Source organism: Tepidicella xavieri (assembly GCF_004363315.1).
In the GTDB taxonomy this organism is placed as follows: Bacteria; Pseudomonadota; Gammaproteobacteria; order Burkholderiales; family Burkholderiaceae_C; genus Tepidicella; species Tepidicella xavieri.
The window spans coordinates 66202-86682 of record NZ_SNYL01000002.1 but is presented as its reverse complement, the minus strand read 5'-3'; the positions used below and the strand labels follow the sequence as shown (position 1 = coordinate 86682).

Here is a 20481-nt window from a genome sequence, read left to right as displayed (position 1 = left end):
CACCGGTCAATGGGCTGCACGGCAGCCCTTGAAGCCATCAGCGCGGGGCCATGCGAATGGCGCCATCGAGCCGGATCACCTCGCCATTGAGCATGTCGTTCTCGATGATGTGCCGAACCAGCTTGGCATAGTCCTCCGGGCGCCCCAGACGCGAAGGGAAGGGCACGCTGGCGGCCAGCGCGTCCTGAACTTCCTGGGGCATGCCAAACAACATGGGGGTGCCGAAGATGCCCGGTGCGATCGTCATGTTGCGGATGCCGCTGCGGGCCAGATCGCGGGCGATGGGCAAGGTCATGCCGACGATGCCGCCTTTGGAGGCCGCGTAGGCCGCTTGACCAATCTGGCCGTCGAAAGCCGCCACGGACGCGGTGGAGATCAACACGCCGCGCTCGCCGGTCGGCTCGGGCTCGTTGCGGCTCATGGCGGTGGCGGCCAGGCGGATCATGTTGAAGGTGCCGACCAGATTGACCATGATGGTCTTCGTGTAAAGACCGAGGTCATGCGGCCCGTTCTTGCCCACGGTCTTTTCGGCCGGGGCGATGCCGGCGCAGTTGATCAAGCCCATGAGCTTGCCCATGGCGGTGGCCTGGTCGATGACTTGCTGGCCATCGGCTTCGCGGGTGACGTCGCAAGCCACGAAAACGCCGCCGATGTCCTTGGCCACGGCCTGGCCTTTGTCGGCCTGCATGTCGGCCACGACCACCCGGCCGCCCGCTGCGGCCAGCATGCGTGCCGTTCCCTCGCCCAGGCCGGATGCCCCGCCCGTGACCACGAAAACCTTGCCTGCGATCTCCATTGCCGTGCTCCTGTTTGACGTTTACGTAAACGTCAATTATGACGCAAAAAGAAACCCGCGCGAGCGGGTTCGACAGGGTGGAAAGGTGGGCTGTCAGGCGGTCACTTGTAGCCGACGCGGTCCAGCATCTGCTGGATCTTCGTCAGGTTCTTGGCCACCACGCCCAGGGGAATGTTTTCCGACTTGAAATCGTCGCCTCCGATGGAGCGCAGAGCTGGGTTGTCGATCTTCACGCCCTTGGCGGCTGGGAATTCATTGTTGCCGTTGGCGAAATACTCTTGCGCAAACGGGCTGGCGAGAAATTCCATGAACTGGATGGCCGAGTCCACGTTCTTGGCGTGCCGGGCCACCGCAGCGCCTGCGATATTCACATGGGTGCCGGTGGTGGCTTGGTTAGGGAAGACCACGCGCACTTTTTCCATGACGGCACGGTCTTCCGGGCGATTGGACTTGATCAGGCGAGCCACGTAGTAGCTGTTGGTCAGCGCCACGCCGCATTCGCCGGAGGCCACGGCGCGAATCTGATCGGTGTCGCCGCCCTTGGGCGCGCGGGCCATGTTGTCCACGATGCCCTTGAGCCAGGCTTGGCCTTTTTCGTCACCCAGCCGCTCGACCACGGTGGCAAAGAGCGACAGGTTGTACGGATGCGAGCCGGAGCGCGTGCAGACCAGCCCTTTGAGCTTGGGGTCGGCCAGTTGCTCGTAAGTGGCCACGTCTTCGGGCTTGACGCGCAGCGGGTCGTACACGATCACGCGGGCGCGGGTGGAAAAGCCGGTCCAGGTCACGCCTTCGGGGGTGGGGTCGGCCCGCAGGTTGGCGGGGATGGCGGCATCCAGCTTGGCAGATTGGATAGGACGAAACAGCCCCTGGCTGTCGGCGGCGGCTATGCGCGCCGCATCGACGAGCAGCACCACGTCGGCCGGGGAGGCAGCGCCTTCGGCGCGCAAGCGGGCGATGATGCCGGCATCGTCGGCCTCGACGCGGTTGATGCGGATGCCCGTGGTGCGGGTGAAGGCTTCATACATCACCTCGTCCGTCTGGTAGTGCCGGGCGGAATACAGGTTGAGCACTTTGTCTTGCGCGGAGGCCGAAACCGCGACGGCGGCCAGCGCCAGGGAGCCAAGGGCAAGGCGAAGGGTGTGGCGAAGGTTCATGGTGCGTCTTCGTGAAGGAACAAAACGGTGACAGACGCCATACTAACACAAACAAAAACGATTCCTATTTGCCTTGCTGGAGAAAAAAAGGGCTTCGCGACGCGAAGCCCTTGAAAGGTCTCTGAAACGTGGTTCGAAGAGACCCGAGGAGACAACCTGTAAATCGGGGTTGGCCGCCAGATTTCAACGGCGGCGGCCAGAAGATTTGGGGGCAGCGGCTTGGTTGGCCATGGCGTGGAAGTTGGCTTCCGCCACTTCGCTGGCCTGTTTGACGGCCTTCTGCACGGTTTCCATCGCGTTGGTGGCGGCCGCCACGGCACTCTTCATCACGGCCACGGCAGTCTCAGAGCCGGCCGGGGCGTTCTTGGCCACGTTATCCACCACGGCCATGAACTTCTGCTGGGCCTCTTGGCTTTGGGCCTCGGCCACTTTGGTGAATTCGGCCTGGGTACCGGATGCGATTTCGTAGAGCTGGCGGCTGTAGGCGGCGGCTTTTTCGGCCAGGGGCTGCATCAGCGAAGCCTGCAGGGCGATGAGTTCCTGGGCGTCTTTGGCACTGAGCACGGCTTGGGCGTTATTGGCCGATTCGGCCAGGGCGGCTTTGGTAGCCTGGAGGTTGAGCTCCATCAGCTTTTCCACGCCTTCGAAAGCCTTTTGCGTCAGCCCGAAGAGGGTTTCGATATTGGCCTTTTGCGCGGCAACCAGTTGTTCAGCGGTCAGCATGTCCTGCTCTCCTGAGTATGTTCGTCGGCATGTTGAAGGCGGCGATCCGTGACTGGGATGGATTTGCTGCGCTGCAACATGAATTCAATTATAGGGATTCCTCGGGTTTTTGCAAGCCTTTTTGTTGCGGTGCAGCAAAAAAGATTGGGGGGTCCGTCGCAAGGGTTTGATCGACGGGCCACAATGGCGGTGTGCTTGCCTTCTACGCCGATCAATTCGTTCTGCCGCTGCCGCCGGGGCACCGCTTCCCGATGGCGAAATACGCGGCTTTGCGGGAGCGCCTGGCAGCGGGCTTGCCCCAGGTGCGTCTGCAACAGGCCCTGCCGGCCAGCGACGGCGAACTGGCGTTGGCGCATACCCCACGCTACATCCAGGCCGTGGCCGAAGGGGGGTTGACGCCGGCAGAGCAGCGTGAGATTGGCTTTCCCTGGAGTCCGGCGATGGCCGAACGCGCCCGGCGCTCGGTGGGGGCCACGGTGCAGGCGTGCCGGGCGGCCATGGCGGGTGAGGGGATCGCGGCCAATTTGGCCGGTGGCACCCATCATGCGTATGCCCACAAGGGCGGCGGCTTTTGCGTGTTCAACGACACGGCCGTGGCCGCCAGGCTCATGCAGGCCGAGTGGCAGCGGCACGGGGCGGCGCGGCGGCAGCGCCCGCTGCGGGTGGCGGTGATTGATCTGGACGTGCATCAAGGCAACGGCACCGCCAGCATCTTTCGCGACGATCCCTCGGTATTCACCCTGTCGCTGCACGGTGCCAAAAACTTCCCCTTCCGCAAAGAGCCGGGCGACCTGGACGTGGATCTGCCCGATGGCTGCGACGATGCCACCTACATCGAGGCGCTGGAATGGGCGCTGCATGAACTGGAGCGCCGCTTCGAGCCGGGGTTGGTGATCTATCTGGCCGGGGCTGACCCCCATGAAGGCGACCGCCTGGGGCGCCTGAAGCTGACGGATGACGGGATGGAGGCGCGCGATCGGCGGGTGTTCGAATGGGTCTGGCAGCGCCGCATTCCCATGGCCATGACGATGGCCGGCGGCTATGGGCACGACATCGAGTCCACCTTGCGCGTGCAGTTCAACACCTGGCGTCTGGCGGTGTCGCATTGGCAGCGCTGGCAGGCTGCCTTGCCCGCTGCGCAGTGGCACAATGGCCTGCCATGAGCACGCCTTCGCAGCCCGCATCTGCCGTCGAGCGGCCCAGGCCGCAGCCACGTCACGCGTTTCGCGTCTTTCGCACGATCGGTACCCGGTGGATGGACAACGACATCTACGGCCATGTCAACAACGTCGTCTATTACAGTTGGTTCGACACCGCCGTCAATGGCTACCTGATCGAGCAGGGCGCGCTCGACATCCATCACGGTGCGGTCATTGGCCTGGTGATCGAGACGCAGTGCAACTATTTCGAATCGCTGGCTTTCCCTGACACCATCCATGCCGGGCTGCGGGTTGGCCATCTGGGGCGGTCCAGCGTGCGCTATGAGGTGGGGCTGTTCAGCGCCTCGGGCGAGCTGACGGCGGCGGCCGGGCACTTTGTCCACGTGTACGTGGACCGCCAAACACGCCGCCCTGTGCCCCTGCCGCCGGCGTTGCGCGAGGCCTTGGCGGCGCTGTGCTGAGCGCGAATCGGCGCGGGGGGTCATAATTGACGTTAACGTCAACGTCACAACCGTCAACCGAGGAGACTTCATGACCCAAAATCCCACGGCCCGCCCGCCGGTGCACGATCCCGCCAGCGTGGATGCCGCCATCACTGGCCGGATGTCGGTTCGCGCCTTTTTGCCCACGCCCGTGCCCCGGGAGGTGCTGACCCACCTCCTCGAAGTGGCCAGCCGCGCCCCGTCAGGCACCAACACCCAGCCGTGGAAGGTCTATGTGCTGCAAGGGCGCAGCCGCGATGCCCTGTGTGAGAAGGTGTGCGCCGCCCACGATGCCATTCGCGACAACCCGGCGCTGGCTGCCGAGTATCAGGAGGCCTACGACTACTATCCCAAGCAGTGGGTCAGCCCTTACATCGATCGGCGGCGGGAAAACGGCTGGGGGCTGTATGGCCTGCTGGGCATCGGAAAAGGCGACAAGGACAAAATGCACGCCCAGCACCAGCGCAACTTCCGTTTCTTTGACGCGCCCGTGGGCCTGATGGTCACGATCGACAAGGTCATGGGCGGCGGCTCGCTGGTGGACACGGGCATGTTTTTGCAAAACCTGATGGTGGCCGCGCGCGCCCACGGGCTGGACACCTGCCCGCAGGCGGCCTGGAACGGCTATGCCCGCATCATCCTGCCGCACATCGGCGCCGGCGAGCATGAGATGCTCGTTTGCGGCATGGCCTTGGGCTATGCCGACACGGCCGACAAGGTCAACACCTTCCGAACCCCGCGCGTGCCGGTGGCCGAGTTCACCACCTGGCTGGAGTGAACGGCATGCGCGCTGTGCCCGATACGCCGGCGCCCAGGCCCGCGGTGCTCGTGGCGCGGGCCATCTTTCCCGAGGTGCTGGACAAATTGCGCCAGCATTTCGAGGTCAGCGACAACGAGCACGATGAGGACTGGTCGGCGCAGGAACTGATCGCGCGCTTGCAAGGCAAGGCCGGCGTGCTGACCACGGGCAGCCAGCGCATCGATGCGGCCCTGCTGCAGGCATGTCCGCAACTGCGCATCGTGGCCAACATGGCGGTGGGGTTCAACAATTTCGACGTCGCGGCCATGACAGAAGCGGGCGTCGTGGGCACCAACACCCCCGATGTGCTCACCGAAACCACGGCCGATTTCGGTTTCGCCCTGTTGCTGGCCGCCGCGCGCCGCGTCACCGAGAGCGAGCATTTCTTGCGTGCCGGCCGCTGGGACCGCTGGGCCTACGATCTGTTCGCCGGGCAGGACGTGCACGGCAGCACGCTGGGCATCCTGGGCATGGGCCGCATCGGGCAGGGCATCGCTCTGCGCGGGGCGCACGGTTTCGGCATGCGGGTGATTTATCACAACCGCTCCCGGCTGGATCCGGCCATCGAGGCGCAATGCCGGGCCACGTATGTGAGCAAGGAGGCGCTGTTGCGGCAGGCCGATCACCTGGTGCTGGTGCTGCCCTACACGCCAGAGAACCACCACCTCATCGGCGCGGCCGAGCTGGCGCTCATGAAGCCGACCGCCACCTTGGTCAACATCGCCCGCGGCGGCATCGTGGACGACGCGGCACTGGCGCATGCCCTGCGTGAGCGCCGCATCGCAGCGGCCGGGCTCGATGTGTTCGAGGGAGAGCCACGGGTTCACCCGGATTTGCTGACCGTGCCCAATGTGGTGCTGACGCCTCACATCGCCAGCGCGACCCGGGCCACCCGGCTGGCCATGGCCCATCTGGCGGCCGACAATCTCATCGCCTTTCTGACCCAGGGCCGGGCTTTGACCCCCGTGAACGCGCCGCCGCGCTTGCGAGTCGCCCGATAATCGGGGGATGACCGCATCCCCCTACCTGTGGCTGGCGCTGCTGGCCATTGCCCAGCTTGCCGTTTTGCTCTGGCTGGCCCGCAAGGCCCTCCAGCCGGAAGTGCCGCCCGAGCCTGCCGAAGCCGTGGAGGCGCGGCAGCGGCTCTGGGCCTGGATGCAGGCCCAGGCCGATCGGCTGGATCGGCTCGAAAGCGAGTTGCGCCGCGAGGTGAGCGAGTCGGCCCGCGGGCAACGGCAGGAAGTCTCGCAGACCCTGGCCACGTTTCAAGAGGCCTTGCTGCGGCAGGGCGCCGAAACGGCCCGAACCCAGAACGCCCAGCTCGACGCTTTTGCGCAGCAGCTCGTGCAGTTGCGTGGCACCCTGGGCGACCGGCTCACCGAGCAATTGCAGGCCCTCAGCCAGGCGAACGACCGCCGCATGGCCGAGGTGCGCGCGACGCTGGAGTCCCAGTTGGCCCAATTGCAGCAAAGCAATGCCGCCAAGCTCGACGAAATGCGCGCCACGGTGGACGAAAAACTGCACCAGACCCTGGAGACCCGCCTTAGCGAAAGTTTTGCCCACGTGGCGCAACGGCTGGAGCAAGTCCACAAAGGGCTCGGGGAAATGCAGGCGCTGGCCGCCGGCGTGGGGGATCTCAAGCACCTGCTCACCAACGTGAAGACCCGCGGCATGTTTGGCGAAGCCCAGTTGGCCGCGTTGCTGGAGCAGGTTTTCGCGCCCGAGCAGTACGCCGCCCAGGTGCCCACCCGCCCGGGCAGCCGTCACGTGGTGGATTTTGCCATCCGTCTGCCGGGCAAAGGCGGTGATGGCGCCCCCGTGTGGCTGCCCATCGACGCCAAATTCCCCAACGAGGACTATGAGCGCCTGCTCGAAGCCCAGCGCCAGGCCGACCCCGTGGCCGCCGAGGCGGCTGCCAAGGCGCTGGAGGCCCGCGTGCGGCTGGAGGCCAAATCCATTGCGGAAAAATACCTGGAGCCGCCACACACCACCGATTTCGCCTTGCTCTTTCTGCCTACCGAAGGGCTCTACGCCGAGGTGCTGCGCCGCGCCGGTTTGGTGGAGGCGCTGCAGCGCGAATACCGTGTCACGATTGCGGGGCCTACCACGCTGCTGGCCATGCTCAATGCCTTGCAAATGGGGTTTCGCACCTTGGCGCTGGAAAAACGCTCCAGCGAAGTGTGGCAGGTGCTCGGCGCCGTCAAGACGGAGTTCGGCAAATTCGGCGACGTGCTGGCCAAGGTGAAAAACCAGACCCAGACCGTGCTCAATACGCTCGATGCCGCCGAAGTCCGCAGCCGGGCCATGGGCCGCGCCCTCAAAAGCGTGGAGGCGCTTCCCGCCGAGCAGGCGGGAACCATCCTGCCGGCGCTGGATCGCTATGAAGATTCGTGACGTGTTTCCACCCGCCGCGAAAGCCCACCTGACAAAAAAAATTACACTCTGCCCCCATGGCGCAACACTCCCCTCACCATGACCCCTCCGAAGCGATGAGCCTCGGTGCCCGGGCAGCTTTCGTGCTGATTCCGCTGACGGCGTTGCTCATCGTCCTGTGGACGGCCACCGCCGTGCACCTGCCTGCCGACATTTCGGTGGCCTGGGTGCCGGCCATTGGCGTCAACCTCGACTTCCACATCGACGGCTTGTCGTTGCTCATGCTGCTGATGATCACCGGCGTGGGCACGGCCGTGTTCGTCTATGCGGGCGGCTATCTGGCCGGGCATCCGCAGCAGAACCGGCTGTACATCCTGCTGACGATGTTCATGATCGCCATGATCGGCTGTGTGACGGCCGACAACCTGATCGTGCTGTTCCTGTTCTGGGAGATGACCAGCCTCGTTTCCTTCCTGCTGGTCGGTTTCAACCACGAGGATCTCAGCAGCCGCAAATCCGCGCAGCAGGCGTTGGTCGTGACCGGCTCGGGCGGCCTGGCCCTGCTGGCTGGCGCGATTTTGCTCGGGCAGGTCATGGGCACGTTGTCGATCCAGGAGATCATCGCCGCGTTGCCCGATACCGAGCGTACCCCGGCCCTGACGACCGCGCTGGTGCTGATCCTGCTCGGCGCCTTCACCAAGAGCGCCCAGTTCCCGTTCCACTTCTGGTTGCCCAATGCCATGTCCGCGCCCACGCCGGTGTCGGCCTACCTGCATTCGGCCACCATGGTCAAGCTCGGTGTGTATCTAGTGGCTCGGCTCGATCCCGGCTTCGGTGACTGGCTGCTGTGGCAGTGGACGTTGCAACTGTTTGGCTCCATCACGGCCGCCTGGGCCATGTTGCTGGCCCTGCGCGAGCGTGACTTGAAGCGCATCCTGGCCTGGTCCACCGTCGCCACCCTGGGCACCTTGGTCATGTTGGTGGGCATGGATGGCCGCGGCGCCACGGTGGCGGTGGGCGCCTTGTTGCTGGCGCATGCGCTGTACAAGGCGCCGTTGTTCTTCGTCGCCGGCAATGTGGACCATGGCACCGGCACGCGCGTGATCGACCGCCTGGGCAACCTGCGCCATGCGATGCCATTCACGGCAGCGGCGGCCTTGCTGGCGGGCCTGTCGATGGCAGGCGTGCCGTTGTCGTTCGGCTATGTGGTCAAGGATGTGATCTCCGAGGCCAAGGCCGTGGGTGACGTGATGGAAATCGTGAAGGTGGCCAACACCATTTTCGGGGCCGTGGCCGTGGCCGTGGCCGGGGTGGCGGCGGTGCGCATTTTCTGGCGCCACCCGGGCCGCAACGACACCCCGGAAGCCCACGAGGGGGGGCTCGCGCTCATCGCCCCGCCGCTGCTGCTGGCATCCATGGGCATCGTGCTGGGGATCTTTCCCTTCATGGCCGATTGGCTGGTGAGCGTGGCTTCGCAAGCCATGTCGCCACGTGCCGAGGCGGTGGCAGTGCATTTCGCCTTGGAGGTGGGGCCAGGGCTCTTGTCGCTGCTGGTGACCCTGGGCATTGGCGCGGCCATCTTCTGGTATTGGGACCCGCTGCACCGCCTGTTCGACCGCCTGGCCGGCGTGCTCGACAGCTTCAGCATGGTGGCCAATTACGAGCGCTTCCTCAAAGGCATTCCCGCCACCGCGGCCTGGACCACGCGCGCCTTGCAGCATGGGCGCCTGCCGGACTACGGGGTGCTGCTGCTCGGCTTCGTGTCGGCGCTCATGGGGGGCATTCTGCTGGCGGGTTGGAGCCAGTGGGTGTGGCCCGCATGGATCACGCCCACGGCCGGCTTCGTCGGAGCCTGCGCCATCATTGCCACGGGTGGCGTGCTGGCGGTGCTGATGCGTGACCGCCTGGTGCTGTTGCTGGCCTCCGGGCTGGTGGGTTTCGGCAGCGCGGTGTTCTTCATGTACGTGGGGGCGCCCGACGTGGCCTTCACCCAGTTCGTGGTCGAGTCGGTGTTTGTCATCGTCGTGGCTTCGGTGTTGCTCAAGCTCAAGCAGCGCGGCATGGGGCAGGGTCTGGCCGGCGCTCATGTGAGCCGATCCGCGCTCGTGGTGTCGCTCGTGTTCGGCGGGGTGGTCACGCTGTGGCTGCTGGTGGCCGTGGGCGGGGCTTTCGACCCAATGCTGTCGAAGTTCTTCGCCGAGAAAAGCGTGCCCGAGGCCCATGGCCGCAACGTGGTCAACGTCATTCTGGTGGACTTCCGTGCTTTGGACACCCTGGGCGAAATCAGCGTGGTGATGTTGTCTTTCCTCGCTGCGCTGCCGCTGTTGCAGGCGGTTCGCGCCCACATGCGCAACGACAAGCCCGGCGTCCGGCGTCAGGGAGGTGAGGCATGAACAAGCGTTTGGTGATTCTGGAGTCGGTGGCCGGTCCGTTGTATTGGGTGATCTTGGCCGCCTCGGTGTGGGTGCTGCTGCGCGGGCACAACGAGCCTGGCGGTGGCTTCATTGGCGGGCTGGTGGCTGTCAGCGCGTCGGTGCTGTGGGCGATTGCCAAGGGCAGCGATGCCGCCGCCCGCCGCTTGCCCACGGGCTCGCCCGTGCGCTTGGCGGCCATCGGGGTTGGGGTGGGCACGCTGGCGGGCATCCCGGCGTTCTTTTCCGGCGAAAGCTTCCTCACCCACTGGTGGGGCGAAATTCCCTTGGGGTTCACGGAGTTCGCCATTTCCACGGTGCTGTTGTTTGACATTGGCGTGTATCTCTGCGTGTGGGGCGCGCTGGCGGGCTACGCCCTGGCGTTGCTGGCCCTGGGCGAGGCCGAGGATGGTGGAGAGGCCACGGAGGAGGGACGTTCATGATCTGGTTACTGGCCCTGACGGTCTGGGTGGCCGTCTCCGCGGGGATTTACCTGTCGCTGTCCAAGGACGTGTTTCGCTGCGTGCTCGGCCTGGGCATTCTGGGTAGCGCGGTCAATCTGGTGCTGTTCGTTTCGGGCCGCATCGAGGTGATGGAGCCGGCGGTGGTGCCGCTGGGCGAGACCGTGCTGCGCGATGCCGCCAACCCGCTGCCGCAGGCGCTGGTGCTCACCGCCATCGTCATCGGCTTTGCCCTGGTTTGTTTCTCTCTGGCTTTGGTGCTGCGCCTCATTCAGCGCGCGGGCACCGACGATGCCCTCGAACTTCGCATGGCTGAACCCCTACCTACCGATCCCGTCAAGCCGCCGTACAACGGCGCCGCCCATGAGCCGGCTTGGCCGGACGCTGCCAGCGCCCCGCGCAAGGAGGCTGCATGAGCGTGCTGGCCATCAGCCCGGTGCTGGTGCCGTTGGCCACCGTCGTGGCCACGGCCCTGGCACAAAAACGCCCCGGCTTGCAGCAGGGGCTGAGTTATCTTGGCATGCTGCTGTTTTTCGGCTGCGCCGTGGCGCTGGTCGATACCGCGCACCATGGCCCTGCGGCCCAGGCCGTGTTTGGCGGGTGGGGCGCGCCTTTTGGCATCGAGTTTCACATCGACCGCACCGGCGCGGCGATGGTGTTGATCACCGCCATCATGGGGCTGGCCTCGCTGGTGTTCCTGGCCAGCGATGCCGATTGCGAGCCGCGTCACCCCTTGCTGTTGCCACTCATGTTCGGCGTGCTGGCAGGCGTGGGGGGCTCTTTTGCCACCGCCGACCTGTTCAACCTGTATGTGTGGTTCGAGGTGATGCTCATCTGCGCGGTGGGGCTGTTTGCCATTGGCGGCCGCATCGATCAACTCGACGGCACGTTCAAGTATTTCGTGCTCAACATTTTTGGCACCTTGTTGTTGCTCTTGGCCGTGGGCATGATTTACGGGGCCACCGGGCATCTGAACTACACCGCGATGGCCCAGGCCGCTCCCCAGCTCTCGCCTTGGGTGCTCACGCTGCTGGTGTCCGGTCTGTTGCTGGCATTCCTGATCAAGGCAGGCGCGTTCCCCTTGTTTGCCTGGTTGCCGGCCTCTTATCACACCCTGCCGGCGCCGGTGCTGGCGTTGTTCGCCGGCTTGTTGACCAAGGTGGGGGTGTATGCGGTGCTGCGTGCCGCCGGCGACATTTTTGCGCCGGCGCCCGACCTGGTGTACGAGGCCTTGGGCTGGATTGCTGCCGGCACGATGCTCTTTGGGGTGCTGGGCGCGGCCTACCACTGGGACATGCGGCGCATTTTGGCCTTCCACATCGTCAGCCAGATCGGCTACATCCTGCTGGGCGTGGCGCTGGCCAGCGAGGCGGGCAATGCCGCCACCTTGTTCTACACGCTCCACCACATCGTGGTCAAAGCGAATTTGTTCCTGATTGCTGCGATCATCTGGCGCCTGACGGGCAATTACGACCTGCGCAAGATCGGCGGCTTGTACAAGGTCAAGCCCTTGCTCGGGGTGCTGTTCCTCATCCCGGCGCTGTCGCTGGTGGGCATTCCGCCCCTGTCGGGCTTCTGGTCCAAACTGCTGGTGCTGCAAGAAGCCATTGCCCAGGGGCGCATCGCCTGGACGGTGATCGCGCTCATCGTCAGCGTGCTCACGCTGTATTCGATGGTCAAGATCTGGATGGAGGCGTTCTGGAAGCCGCATCCCGACGAGCATTGGAGCCTGCCGGCGTACACCCGGCTGTGGCCGGCCTGGTTGGCCACCGTGGGCTTGGCGGCCGTGACGCTGAGCATCTCTTTGTATCCGCAGTTCCTGGTCGAGTACGCTCAGGCCGCTGCCCATACCCTGGGAGGGCGTTGACATGCGCAAGCTGATCGCTGCCATCGTGTTGCTGGCGCGTTTCCTCAAGGCCGTGGTGATTTCAGGCTTTCAGACGGTTCAGGTCATTTTGCGGGCCAGCCTGGGCGAGCGCAAGCCGCCGCCGGCGGCCTTTTTGCGGGTGCACTTCGCGCCCATGAGCGCCCAAGGCGCATCGTTGCTGGGCTGCATGATTTCCCTGACGCCCGGCACCACCACCCTCGACATCGACATGGACAAACGGGAGATTTTGTTGCACGTGCTCGACGCTTCCGACACCGATGCCCTCGTGCAGGGCATTCGGGAGGATTTCGAACCCGGCCTGGTGGTCTTGTTTGGAGGCAAGGCATGATCGCTCTGGCCACTTGGGTGCTGGTGATGACCGCGCTCATCGCCATTGGAATGGCCACCTATCGCATCGTGCAGGGGCCGCAGCACGCCGATCGCATCGTCGCGCTGGACATTTTTCTGGCCGCGGCGGTGGGACTGTGCGTGGCGGCTTCGCTCTACACGGGGCGCACCGTGTTTCTGGATGTGGCGATCGGGCTGGCCCTGGTGGGTTTCGTGGCCACCATCGGCTGGGCCCGGCTGGTGGACAAGGGGGCGGGATCATGAGCGCATTGGCGGCACTGTTCATTGTGGCTGGCGGGGTGTTGCTGGTCATTGCGGCCTGGGGGGTGATCGCCTTGCCCGATGCGTTGACGCGACAGCACGCCGCCACCAAGGCCGGCACGCTGGCCTTGGCCATGGTGTGTGTGGGCGCGGCGCTGTCGGCCCTGTCGTGGGAGTGGGGATGGCGTCTGGTGTTGATCGTGGGCTTCCTGCTGGCCACGCTGCCGGTGGCTTCACATCTGCTGGCTCGGGCGGCGGTGCGCGAAGCCGGGACGATTGCCCACGTTTCCCAAGCCCCGCTGGTGGGTGACGATCCGGCGCAGAAAGCCAGCCGCCGCTGAAGGATCGTGTGCCAGCCGGTCGCTGAGGGCTTCGCCGGCCGGCCATCGGAGGGCGACGGATCAGCGCCCACAGGCGTCTGGCAGGCCGTAGAAGCGTTTGATGCCTTCCCAGGCTTCCTCGGGCTCGTCCACATACTGGAACAGGTCCAGATCCTCAGGGGAAATGGCGCCTTCTTCGACCAGCACCTCGAAGTGAATCAGGCGTTTCCAGTACTCTGAGCCGAAGAGGAAAATCGGCACCGGCTTGGCCTTCTTGCACTGCACCAGCGTCATCACTTCGAACAGTTCGTCGAGTGTGCCAAAACCGCCCGGGAAGGCCACCAGTGCTTTGGCTCGCATCAGGAAGTGCATCTTGCGCAGCGCGAAATAGTGGAATTTGAAGCACAGTTCCGGGCTGATGTAGGGGTTGGGTTCTTGTTCGTGGGGCAGCAGGATGTTGAGGCCAACGTTGAGCACGCCCCGGTCATGGGCGCCGCGGTTGGCCGCTTCCATGATGCCGGGGCCGCCGCCGGTGGCGATGTAGAGCTGGTCTGCCTTCGGGCAGCTCAGGCTATAGTCGGCCACGAGCTGTGCAAACCGGCGGGCTTTGTCGTAGTAATGGGCGTTGCGGCGCAGGGCTTCGGCACGGCGGACGGCTTGCGGGTCGCCACTGGCTCGGGCCGCTTCCCATTGGCGCTGGGCTTCAGCGGGTTCGCGGAAGCGGGCGCTGCCGAAGACGACGATGGTGTTTTCCACCCCATGGGCTTGCTGGGCCAGATCGGGTTTGAGCAGCTCGAGCTGAAAGCGAATGCCGCGGGTTTCTCGGCGCAGCAGGAATTCGGGGTCGGCGAAAGCGAGCCGGTAGGCATCGGGCGCCAGACGCTGCTCGCCATCAGACATCAGGTGCATTTCGACGGCGGCATCGGCCAGGCGGCTGGCTTGTAGGCTGTGTGTGGCGTCCATGGCGGTAAGGGTTATGGTGGTGACGGTCAAAGGTTGGACTCAAAGCCCCAGCGCAAGTGCCAGGGGAACGAAGACGATGGCCAGCGCATTGCCCACCAGGATCATGGCCGCGACCTTGTCCGGCTCTTGCCGATACCGTTCGGCGAGCATGAATTGGATCACGGCCGGGGGCAGGGCGGCAAAGAGAAGCAGTTGGCCTTTGGCCGCGCCTTCCAGGCCAAGTGCCCACGCCAGGGGCAGACCAATGGCCAATCCGATCAATGGGCGGGCCAAGGCGCCGACGAAGCCCAGCGCCACGCCAGCGCGGGTCAATGAGGTCAGCCGGACGCCCAGGGCGAACAACATCATGGGCAGCATCGAGTCGCCCAGCAGTTGCATGCCGGACAGGATCAGGTCTGGTGGTCGGATGTCAATCAACGCGCTGGCAAAGCCCAGGGCGGTTGCCACCATCACCGGGCTGAGCAGCAACTCACGGGTGCGGGCAGCGCGGCTCGTCAGGCGCGCGCCGATGGAAAAATGCAGCAGGTTGCTGATGGCAAACAGGGCGACCGCTGCGCCAAAATGCTCGGCTCCAAACGCCAGCAAGGCCAGCGGCAGTCCCATGTTGCCGCAGTTGTTGAACATCACCACCGGCACCAGCGTGCGCGGCGACACCCGCAAAGCTCGAGCCAGGGGCCAGGCCAGGAGGCCGCTGCCCAGAATGAGGATGGTTCCGCCCAGCAGCAGGGGCAGATGGTCGGCCAGACGAAAATCTTTCGAAGCCAGTGCCGAGTACACCAGCACCGGCGCGAGCACATCCAGCGCGATTCGATTGAACCCGGCCAGGTCCGGCGGGTGCTTGCGGGCGTAGCCGTAGCCGATGCCCACGATCAGAAAGACGGGCACGATCACTTCGGCGATGCGGCTCAGCAGGTCCATGGCGTGCCCCGGTTGGCGTGAAGGCAAGAAAAAAGGCTCCGTGGAGCCTTTGGGAAAAGGGGCCGTGTGAATGGCCGGGGCGATCAGACACGCTTGCGGTATTCGCCGGTGCGGGTATCGATCTCGATGCGGTCGCCCTGTTCGACGAAGATGGGCACCTGGACCTCGAAGCCGGTGGCAATCTTGGCGGGCTTGAGCACCTTGCCGGAGGTGTCGCCCTTGACGGCGGGCTCGGTCCAGGTCACTTCGCGCTCGACGCTGGTCGGCAGTTCGACGGAAATGGCCTTGCCGTCGTAGAACACGACTTCGGCTGCCATGCCGTCTTCGAGGTAGTTGAGGGCGTCGCCCATGTTGGCGGCTTCGACCTCGTACTGGTTGTATTCGGCGTCCATCCAGACGTACATCGGGTCGGCGAAGTAGGAGTAGGTGCACTCCTTTTTGTCCAGAATGATGTTGTCGAGCTTGTCGTCGGCCTTGAACACCACTTCGGTGGCGCTGTTGTTCAGCAGGGCCTTGAGCTTCATGCGCACGGTGGCTGCGCCGCGGCCGCCACGCTGGTATTCGGTTTTGAGGACGATCATCGGGTCCTTGCCGTGCATGATGACGTTGCCGGCGCGGATTTCTTGAGCGAGTTTCATGGTGTTTCCGTGGATGGTTGGGCCGCTGGTGGAATGTCGCCTGACTGGGGCTGGCCTTGGAGGGCGCGCTTTTCAGTCAGCAGCGGCGGCGCGAGCCGGCCCGTACCCGCCTCCAAAGGCTCGGTTCGAGGCCTTGCAAAGCCTTCGATTTTAACGTTTTTCCGCGACGAAGGCCAAGAGCTGCGTGGTCAGATCGGTCTGGGCCAGCAGGCGGCGGCGTGCCGCGCGGGCCACCTCGGCCCAATCCTGCAGCCGCGCGGCCGACAAATCCGGTGGCGGCTCGCCGCCCGAGCCGTTCCAGAAGGCATGGAAGGCGCGCAGGTCTGGCGGGGCGTCGAGCCAGTCCAAAAAGGCGTCGAGCTTGGCGTGGTGGGCGCCGTCGTGCTGGGGGTAAATGTGCCAGACGAATGCCTGGCCTGCCCACAGGGCGCGCACCAGGGAATCTTCGCCGCGCACGACATTGAGGTCGCAGGCCCACAGCATTTCGTCGAAGCGGGGTTGGTCCACCCATGGCCGCACCGGCCACGCCGACGGCCACGGCCGCGAGCCCAGCCACTGCGCCACGGCGGCTTGCGCGCGGCCGGGGGTCACACAAAGCACGGCGTCTGGCGCGCTGTGCAACTGCTCCAGCAGCCAGGGCAGGCCCGGCGGTTCGTAGCAAAACAGGCTGAACCAACGCCCCGTCGTGACAGCCGCAGCGGCCGGGGCGGCCGTTTGCCGCCAGGCTTGGGCATCGAAGCCGTCGAGCCGTTGCAGCAGGTCGGCCTCGCGCAGCAGCCCCCCGGTGCAAGGCGTGAAGCCCGGGTAAAAGAACCAGCGCGTCCAACCCCGCCCTGCGCCGTTCATCAAGGGCGAGGGCAGCCCGTGCGTGCGCTCCACATAACTTTCGGCGCTGAGGTATTCGAGGTTGATCCACACAGGAGCCTGATCGGCGGGCCACAGGGCGCGTTGCTGCGCGATGAAGGGCTGTGGCGGCTCGCAGCCAAAGGCCTCGATCCAGACGTCCGAGCGCGGCAACTGGCCATATGGGGGAGCGCCATCTCCCTCGTCATTCCAGGGCAGAACCGTGATGCCGGGCCAATGGCCCTCCAGGGCACCGGGAGCCATCCAGCGCAAGGCTTCGGTCTGGTCCATCCACAGCCGCACCTGTTGGCCGCGGGCGGCCAATGCGCGGCTCAGGCGCCAACACACGCCCACATCGCCCAGGTTGTCGATGACGCGGCAAAAAACGTCCCAGCGCAAAGGGGGAAAGGTGGATGACATGGCCGAATTGTCGCCGGCTTGGTGCCACAATCGGCAGGCATCATGACGAGTCCGCACCCCGACGAACTGCTCAACGCCGTGGCCGCTCTGCCTGCCTTGCCGGGCGTCTATCGGTTTTTCGACGCGCACGGCCTGCTGCTGTACGTGGGCAAGGCTCGCGACCTCAAGCGCCGCGTCTCCAACTACTTCAGCCGCAGCCATGACGGCACCCGCATCGGCCACATGGTCAGCAAGATTGCGCGGCTGGAGACCACGGTGGTGCGCTCCGAGGCCGAAGCCCTGCTGCTGGAAAACAACCTCATCAAGACGCAGCAGCCGCGCTTCAACATCCTGTTTCGGGACGACAAAAGCTACCCCTACCTGCGGCTGAGCGCCAGCACCTGGGTGCCGGCGCCCACGGCGGGCTCGGGCGAGGGCGTCTCGCCGCCCGATCCAGGCCACTATCCGCGCATGTCGTATTACCGGGGCGCGGTGGACAAACGCCACCAGTATTTCGGCCCGTATCCCAATGCCTGGGCGGTGAAGGAGACCATCCAGCTGCTGCAAAAGGTGTTTCGGTTGCGTACCTGCGAAGACACGGTGTTCAGCCACCGCACCCGGCCTTGCCTGCTGTATCAGATCAAGCGCTGCAGCGGGCCGTGCGTCGGCTTCATCGCCCCGGCCGACTATGCGGCAGACGTGCGCAGCGCCAGCGCGTTCCTGCGCGGGGAGACGCAGTCCGTGCTCGATGAGCTGGAGCGCCGCATGATGGCCCATGCCGAGCGGCTCGCTTTCGAACAGGCCGCCGAAGTGCGCAACCAGATCACGGCCCTGTCCAAAGTGCTGCACCAGCAAGCCATGGAAAGCACCACCGATCAGGACGTGGACATCCTGGCCGTGAGGGTGCAGGGCGGTCGCGCCTGCGTGAATTTGGCGATGGTGCGTGGGGGCAGGCACCTGGGGGACCGTCCGTACTTTCCCGCCCATGTGGAGGAGGGCGCGGTGCTGGCCGCCTGGGACGATGCCGCCGCAGCGGCGCCGAGCGAGGCGCCCGGCGCGGTCGAACCGTCGCGCAGCGTGGAGCAGCGTGTGCTGGAAGCCTTCATGGCGCAGCACTACACCGGCGTGCCGCCGCCGCCCGTGCTGGTGCTGGGGGCGCCGGTGGACGCGCACCTCATCGAACTGCTGACGGCGCAAAGCGGCATTCGCCTGCACACGGTGTTCCATCCGCGCGAGCACCGCCGTACCTGGCTGGACATGGCGCAGAAAAACGCCGAACTGCAATTGGCCCGCTTGCTGGCCGAGGAAGGTTCGCAGCAGGCCCGCACCCGTGCCTTGGCCCAGGCGCTGGACCTGCCGGACGACGCACTGGATCGGCTGCGCATCGAATGCTTCGACATTTCGCACACCGCGGGCGAATCCACCGTCGCCTCGTGCGTGGTGTTTGAAGGCCACAAGATGCAGAATGCCCAGTACCGCCGTTACCGCATCGACGGCATCACCCCCGGTGACGACTACGCCGCCATGCGCCAAGTGCTCCAGCGGCGCTACGGCAAACTGGCCCAGGCGCTGCGCGATGACGACGGCACGGCGCAGCCCGCTCAGGCGCGCCTGCCCGACATCGTCCTCATCGACGGTGGCAAAGGGCAGGTGGGCGTGGCGCGGGAGGTGTTTGAGGCGCTCGGCCTGGACGTGGGGCGCATCGTCGGCGTGGAGAAGGGCGAAGGCCGAAAGGTGGGCCTGGAGGAACTGGTGTTTGCCGATGGCCGAGAGAAGATTTACCTGGGGGCGGATTCGGCCGCGCTCATGCTCGTGGCCCAGATCCGCGACGAGGCGCACCGTTTCGCCATCACCGGCATGCGGGCGCAGCGCGCCAAAGTCCGTACCGGCGGCAGCCGGCTGGAAGACATCCCCGGCGTGGGGCCGAAGAAAAGGGCCCGGCTGTTGCAGCGCTTCGGTGGCGTGCGCGGCGTGGCTGCCGCCAGCGTCGAGGATTTGGCCACCGTGGAAGGCATTTCTGCCGAACTGGCCGAAACCATCTACCGCGCCCTGCACTGATTCGCCCGCATAATCACGGCCATGTTCTTCAACCTGCCGACACTGTTCACGTGGGCGCGCATCGTCGCCATTCCGCTCATTGTGGCGGTGTTTTACTGGCCCGGCTTGAGCGAGGCGACGCAGAACCTGATCGCCACCGTGCTGTTCGTGGCGTTTGCCATCACCGACTGGGCCGATGGCTACCTGGCGCGCAAGCTCAACCAGACGTCTTCCTTTGGGGCTTTCCTCGACCCGGTGGCCGACAAGTTTCTCGTCTGCGCCTGCGTGCTGGTGCTGGTGCATCTGGACCGCGCCGACGTGTTCGTGGCGCTCATCATCATCGGTCGTGAGATTGCCATTTCCGCGTTGCGTGAGTGGATGGCCATGATCGGTGCCAACAAGAGCGTGGCGGTGCACATGGTGGGCAAGCTCAAGACCACGGTGCAGATGGTGGCCATCCCCTTTCTCCTGTACGACGGCACGGTGCTCGGCGTGATCGACACCCGTTTCTGGGGGACGCTGCTCATCTGGCTGGCGGCCGTGCTGACGGTGTGGTCCATGGTCTATTACCTGCGCAAAGCCTTGCCCGAAATCCGGGCCAAGGCGCGCTGACCCGGGGTTGACGATCATGGTCGGAAACGCCGGAGACAACTCGTGGCTGCGCGCCATGCCCTGGGTGTTCGTGCTGATCTGGAGCACGGGCTTCATCGTGGCACGCTACGGCATGCCGCATGCCCCGCCCATGACCTTCCTGGCCTGGCGCTATGCGCTGTCCATCCTGTGCTTCCTGCCGTGGATCTGGCTGGCCAAGGTGGCCTGGCCCAAGGACCGCGCCCAGTGGCTGCATTTGGCGGTGCTGGGTGTGCTCATGCACGCGGGCTACTTGGGCGGGGTGTGGGCGGCGGTGAAGGCCGGGATGGGCTCGGGCCTGTCGGCCCTGGTGGTGGGCCTGCAACCGGTGCTGACGGCGGTGTGGCTGTCGGCCACGGGTGGTGCCGTCACCCGCCGGCAATGGTTGGGTCTCACCTTGGGCTTCACCGGGTTGGTGCTCGTGGTCGCGCGCAAGTTTGGCGCCGGCAGCGAGGGCGACACCGCCACCTGGCTGAACCTGTCTTTTGCCGTGATCGCGCTCATCAGCATCACCGTGGGCACGCTCTACCAGAAGCGATTCGTGCAGCCGTGCGATGTGCGCAGCGCCAATACCGTGCAACTCATCGCCGCCTTCGTCGTGACGCTGCCGCTGGCCCTGCTGGAAACCGAGGGCATGAACTGGAACGGTGAACTGGTCGGCGCGATGGCCTGGTCTGTGCTCGGCCTGACGCTGGGCGGCAGTTCGTTGCTTTACATGCTCATCCAGCGGGGGGCGGCGGCTTCGGTCAGCAGCCTCATGTACCTGGTGCCGCCCTGCACGGCCATTTTGGCCTGGTTGCTGTTCAGCGAACCCATCACCGTGGTCACGATTGCCGGTACGGCCATCACCGCGCTGGGCGTGAGCCTGGTGGTTCGGCCGGCCAAAGCCTGAAGACGC

General features: G+C 65.4%; 22 protein-coding genes. 15 read left to right on the top strand and 7 right to left on the bottom strand.

Annotation, left to right across the window (positions count from 1 at the left end; translation table 11 throughout):
* Positions 1 to 37: 37 nt before the first annotated feature.
* The 3 genes from DFR43_RS01875 to DFR43_RS01865 all read right to left on the bottom strand — a co-directional run bounded on the left by DFR43_RS01875 (position 38) and on the right by DFR43_RS01865 (position 2673).
* Positions 38 to 796, bottom strand: coding sequence for a 3-hydroxyacyl-CoA dehydrogenase (locus DFR43_RS01875; protein WP_133595677.1), 759 nt, complete (start codon positions 794 to 796; stop codon positions 38 to 40).
* Positions 797 to 897: 101 nt separating this feature from the next.
* Positions 898 to 1950 carry an extracellular solute-binding protein gene (locus tag DFR43_RS01870; protein ID WP_133595676.1) on the bottom strand — a complete coding sequence of 351 codons (1053 nt, stop codon included), beginning with the start codon at positions 1948 to 1950 and terminating at the stop codon, positions 898 to 900.
* 183 nt (positions 1951 to 2133) lie between these two features.
* Positions 2134 to 2673: a phasin family protein gene (locus tag DFR43_RS01865; protein ID WP_133595675.1), complete on the bottom strand. Its 540-nt coding sequence runs from the start codon at positions 2671 to 2673 to the stop codon at positions 2134 to 2136.
* A gap of 191 nt (positions 2674 to 2864) precedes the next feature.
* Between DFR43_RS01865 and DFR43_RS01860 the strand changes: the two genes are divergently transcribed.
* From DFR43_RS01860 to DFR43_RS01805, 12 genes are all read left to right on the top strand, one after another.
* Positions 2865 to 3836 carry a histone deacetylase family protein gene (locus DFR43_RS01860; RefSeq protein ID WP_211338578.1) on the top strand — a complete coding sequence of 324 codons (972 nt, stop codon included), beginning with the start codon at positions 2865 to 2867 and terminating at the stop codon, positions 3834 to 3836.
* Positions 3833 to 4294: an acyl-CoA thioesterase gene (locus DFR43_RS01855; protein WP_133595674.1), complete on the top strand. Its 462-nt coding sequence runs from the start codon at positions 3833 to 3835 to the stop codon at positions 4292 to 4294. Before DFR43_RS01860 ends, DFR43_RS01855 begins: the two co-directional genes overlap by 4 nt.
* Positions 4295 to 4364: 70 nt before the next feature.
* A complete protein-coding gene (locus DFR43_RS01850) occupies positions 4365 to 5093 on the top strand; it encodes a nitroreductase (RefSeq protein ID WP_133595673.1) in 729 nt (242 codons plus the stop codon).
* A 5-nt stretch (positions 5094 to 5098) separates the two neighbouring features.
* Entirely contained in the window at positions 5099 to 6115 is a 1017-nt protein-coding gene (locus tag DFR43_RS01845; protein ID WP_133595672.1) for a 2-hydroxyacid dehydrogenase, read from the top strand.
* A gap of 7 nt (positions 6116 to 6122) precedes the next feature.
* Positions 6123 to 7508, top strand: a complete 1386-nt coding sequence (locus DFR43_RS01840; protein WP_133595671.1) for a DNA recombination protein RmuC — start codon at positions 6123 to 6125, stop codon at positions 7506 to 7508.
* 95 nt (positions 7509 to 7603) lie between these two features.
* A complete protein-coding gene (gene mbhE, locus DFR43_RS01835; protein WP_211338577.1) occupies positions 7604 to 9880 on the top strand; it encodes a hydrogen gas-evolving membrane-bound hydrogenase subunit E in 2277 nt (758 codons plus the stop codon).
* Positions 9877 to 10341: an MnhB domain-containing protein gene (locus DFR43_RS01830; RefSeq protein WP_133595669.1), complete on the top strand. Its 465-nt coding sequence runs from the start codon at positions 9877 to 9879 to the stop codon at positions 10339 to 10341. Before mbhE ends, DFR43_RS01830 begins: the two co-directional genes overlap by 4 nt.
* Complete coding sequence (locus DFR43_RS01825; protein ID WP_133595668.1) at positions 10338 to 10775, top strand: NADH-quinone oxidoreductase subunit K; 438 nt, start codon at positions 10338 to 10340, stop codon at positions 10773 to 10775. Before DFR43_RS01830 ends, DFR43_RS01825 begins: the two co-directional genes overlap by 4 nt.
* A complete protein-coding gene (locus DFR43_RS01820; RefSeq protein ID WP_133595667.1) occupies positions 10772 to 12226 on the top strand; it encodes a complex I subunit 5 family protein in 1455 nt (484 codons plus the stop codon). Before DFR43_RS01825 ends, DFR43_RS01820 begins: the two co-directional genes overlap by 4 nt.
* A 1-nt stretch (position 12227) precedes the next feature.
* Positions 12228 to 12575: a Na+/H+ antiporter subunit E gene (locus DFR43_RS01815; RefSeq protein ID WP_133595666.1), complete on the top strand. Its 348-nt coding sequence runs from the start codon at positions 12228 to 12230 to the stop codon at positions 12573 to 12575.
* Positions 12572 to 12838: an MrpF/PhaF family protein gene (locus DFR43_RS01810; protein ID WP_133595665.1), complete on the top strand. Its 267-nt coding sequence runs from the start codon at positions 12572 to 12574 to the stop codon at positions 12836 to 12838. The genes DFR43_RS01815 and DFR43_RS01810 overlap by 4 nt, the downstream gene beginning before the upstream one ends.
* A complete protein-coding gene (locus DFR43_RS01805; RefSeq protein WP_133595664.1) occupies positions 12835 to 13176 on the top strand; it encodes a cation:proton antiporter in 342 nt (113 codons plus the stop codon). The genes DFR43_RS01810 and DFR43_RS01805 overlap by 4 nt, the downstream gene beginning before the upstream one ends.
* Before the next feature lie 60 nt (positions 13177 to 13236).
* Here the strand turns inward: DFR43_RS01805 and DFR43_RS01800 are convergent, their stop codons facing one another.
* The 4 genes from DFR43_RS01800 to earP form a co-directional block, all read right to left on the bottom strand.
* Positions 13237 to 14118, bottom strand: coding sequence for an LOG family protein (locus tag DFR43_RS01800; protein ID WP_133595663.1), 882 nt, complete (start codon positions 14116 to 14118; stop codon positions 13237 to 13239).
* A gap of 39 nt (positions 14119 to 14157) precedes the next feature.
* Positions 14158 to 15063, bottom strand: a complete 906-nt coding sequence (locus DFR43_RS01795) for an AEC family transporter (protein WP_245988798.1) — start codon at positions 15061 to 15063, stop codon at positions 14158 to 14160.
* Positions 15064 to 15119: 56 nt separating this feature from the next.
* Positions 15120 to 15674 carry an elongation factor P gene (gene efp / locus DFR43_RS01790; RefSeq protein ID WP_133595661.1) on the bottom strand — a complete coding sequence of 185 codons (555 nt, stop codon included), beginning with the start codon at positions 15672 to 15674 and terminating at the stop codon, positions 15120 to 15122.
* A 150-nt stretch (positions 15675 to 15824) separates the two neighbouring features.
* A complete protein-coding gene (earP, locus tag DFR43_RS01785; protein WP_133595660.1) occupies positions 15825 to 16937 on the bottom strand; it encodes an elongation factor P maturation arginine rhamnosyltransferase EarP in 1113 nt (370 codons plus the stop codon).
* A 42-nt stretch (positions 16938 to 16979) separates the two neighbouring features.
* Between earP and uvrC the strand changes: the two genes are divergently transcribed.
* From uvrC to DFR43_RS01770, 3 genes are read left to right on the top strand one after another with little or no spacing between them, the layout of a single operon-like run.
* On the top strand, positions 16980 to 18974 hold the full coding sequence (uvrC, locus tag DFR43_RS01780) for an excinuclease ABC subunit UvrC (RefSeq protein WP_133595659.1): 1995 nt from the start codon (positions 16980 to 16982) through the stop codon (positions 18972 to 18974).
* Between the two features lie 21 nt (positions 18975 to 18995).
* Positions 18996 to 19565, top strand: coding sequence for a CDP-diacylglycerol--glycerol-3-phosphate 3-phosphatidyltransferase (pgsA, locus tag DFR43_RS01775; RefSeq protein WP_133595658.1), 570 nt, complete (start codon positions 18996 to 18998; stop codon positions 19563 to 19565).
* 16 nt (positions 19566 to 19581) lie between these two features.
* Positions 19582 to 20475, top strand: a complete 894-nt coding sequence (locus DFR43_RS01770; RefSeq protein ID WP_133595657.1) for a DMT family transporter — start codon at positions 19582 to 19584, stop codon at positions 20473 to 20475.
* Positions 20476 to 20481: the final 6 nt, after the last annotated feature.

What these genes read in the sequence shown, in the direction of transcription:
- DFR43_RS01875 (WP_133595677.1), bottom strand. Translation starts at nt 796, where the DNA reads ATGGAGATCGCAGGCAAGGTTTTCGTGGTCACGGGCGGGGCATCCGGC.
- DFR43_RS01870 (WP_133595676.1), bottom strand. Translation starts at nt 1,950, where the DNA reads ATGAACCTTCGCCACACCCTTCGCCTTGCCCTTGGCTCCCTGGCGCTG.
- DFR43_RS01865 (WP_133595675.1), bottom strand. Translation starts at nt 2,673, where the DNA reads ATGCTGACCGCTGAACAACTGGTTGCCGCGCAAAAGGCCAATATCGAA.
- DFR43_RS01855 (WP_133595674.1), top strand. Translation starts at nt 3,833, where the DNA reads ATGAGCACGCCTTCGCAGCCCGCATCTGCCGTCGAGCGGCCCAGGCCG.
- DFR43_RS01850 (WP_133595673.1), top strand. Translation starts at nt 4,365, where the DNA reads ATGACCCAAAATCCCACGGCCCGCCCGCCGGTGCACGATCCCGCCAGC.
- DFR43_RS01845 (WP_133595672.1), top strand. Translation starts at nt 5,099, where the DNA reads ATGCGCGCTGTGCCCGATACGCCGGCGCCCAGGCCCGCGGTGCTCGTG.
- DFR43_RS01840 (WP_133595671.1), top strand. Translation starts at nt 6,123, where the DNA reads ATGACCGCATCCCCCTACCTGTGGCTGGCGCTGCTGGCCATTGCCCAG.
- mbhE (WP_211338577.1), top strand. Translation starts at nt 7,604, where the DNA reads ATGAGCCTCGGTGCCCGGGCAGCTTTCGTGCTGATTCCGCTGACGGCG.
- DFR43_RS01830 (WP_133595669.1), top strand. Translation starts at nt 9,877, where the DNA reads ATGAACAAGCGTTTGGTGATTCTGGAGTCGGTGGCCGGTCCGTTGTAT.
- DFR43_RS01825 (WP_133595668.1), top strand. Translation starts at nt 10,338, where the DNA reads ATGATCTGGTTACTGGCCCTGACGGTCTGGGTGGCCGTCTCCGCGGGG.
- DFR43_RS01820 (WP_133595667.1), top strand. Translation starts at nt 10,772, where the DNA reads ATGAGCGTGCTGGCCATCAGCCCGGTGCTGGTGCCGTTGGCCACCGTC.
- DFR43_RS01815 (WP_133595666.1), top strand. Translation starts at nt 12,228, where the DNA reads ATGCGCAAGCTGATCGCTGCCATCGTGTTGCTGGCGCGTTTCCTCAAG.
- DFR43_RS01810 (WP_133595665.1), top strand. Translation starts at nt 12,572, where the DNA reads ATGATCGCTCTGGCCACTTGGGTGCTGGTGATGACCGCGCTCATCGCC.
- DFR43_RS01805 (WP_133595664.1), top strand. Translation starts at nt 12,835, where the DNA reads ATGAGCGCATTGGCGGCACTGTTCATTGTGGCTGGCGGGGTGTTGCTG.
- DFR43_RS01800 (WP_133595663.1), bottom strand. Translation starts at nt 14,118, where the DNA reads ATGGACGCCACACACAGCCTACAAGCCAGCCGCCTGGCCGATGCCGCC.
- efp (WP_133595661.1), bottom strand. Translation starts at nt 15,674, where the DNA reads ATGAAACTCGCTCAAGAAATCCGCGCCGGCAACGTCATCATGCACGGC.
- earP (WP_133595660.1), bottom strand. Translation starts at nt 16,937, where the DNA reads ATGTCATCCACCTTTCCCCCTTTGCGCTGGGACGTTTTTTGCCGCGTC.
- uvrC (WP_133595659.1), top strand. Translation starts at nt 16,980, where the DNA reads ATGACGAGTCCGCACCCCGACGAACTGCTCAACGCCGTGGCCGCTCTG.
- pgsA (WP_133595658.1), top strand. Translation starts at nt 18,996, where the DNA reads ATGTTCTTCAACCTGCCGACACTGTTCACGTGGGCGCGCATCGTCGCC.
- DFR43_RS01770 (WP_133595657.1), top strand. Translation starts at nt 19,582, where the DNA reads ATGGTCGGAAACGCCGGAGACAACTCGTGGCTGCGCGCCATGCCCTGG.